Source organism: Agromyces humi, assembly GCF_009720255.1.
In the GTDB taxonomy this organism is placed as follows: Bacteria; Actinomycetota; Actinomycetes; order Actinomycetales; family Microbacteriaceae; genus Agromyces; species Agromyces humi.
In genome coordinates, this window is sequence record NZ_WJSP02000703.1 from 1 (window position 1) to 836 (window position 836).

At 71.5% G+C, this 836-nt stretch carries 1 protein-coding gene; it reads left to right on the plus strand.

Annotation, left to right across the window (positions count from 1 at the left end; genetic code table 11):
- The first annotated feature begins 332 nt into the window (after positions 1-332).
- Complete coding sequence (locus GH736_RS23655) at positions 333-803, plus strand: ribonuclease H family protein (RefSeq protein WP_235934666.1); 471 nt, start codon at positions 333-335, stop codon at positions 801-803.
- Positions 804-836: the final 33 nt, after the last annotated feature.

Here is an 836-nt window from a genome sequence, read left to right on the forward strand (position 1 = left end):
GTGACGACGAGCAGCGCGGGCGGGAGGCCCGCCTCGATGCGGCGCTCGAGGAGGCCGGCGATGAGGGGCGCGTCGATGCCGGCGGGGGCCGAGAAGTCGGCGTTCCGCAGGGCCTCGGCGAGCGCGTCGTCGATCGTGGAGGCGCGCGAAAGCGCCGTGTTCAAGCCCTGCAGGATCACCGTCCGAGTCTACGCGCGGCCTCCGACAGGCCGGCCACCGTGCGCTGCGGGCGAACGGCCCGGCCGAACGCGTCGAGACGGGGCGCTGGGAACGCCGCGTCGCAGGCGCCCGATACGATGGGCGCCGCACCAGACCGACCCCGGAAGGACACCGTGATCACTGCCGCCGCCGATGGTTCGGCTCTCGGAAACCCCGGCCCCGCCGGATGGGCCTGGTATGTCGACGACACCACGTGGGCGGCCGGCGGCTGGCCGCACGCCACGAACAACCAGGCCGAGCTGAAGGCCGTGCTCGAGCTCTTCCGTGCCACGAAGCACCTCGACGACGACCTGCTCGTGCTCTGCGACAGCCAGTACGTGATCAACTGCATCACGAAGTGGATGCCGGGCTGGAAGCGCAAGGGATGGCGCAAGGCCGACGGCAAGCCCGTGATGAACGTCGACCTGCTGCAGGAGCTCGACGACGAGCTCGCCGGCCGTCGGTACCGCTTCGAGTGGGTGCGCGGACACGTGGGGCACGAACTCAACGAGGCCGCCGACACGCGGGCCCGCGCCGTGGACGACGCCCGGCACGCACTCGAGGAAGCCCGCGAGATCCGCCGGATCTTCGCCGGCCGCGCATGACGATGGCATGACCGCCGACTCCGAAACCCTCGA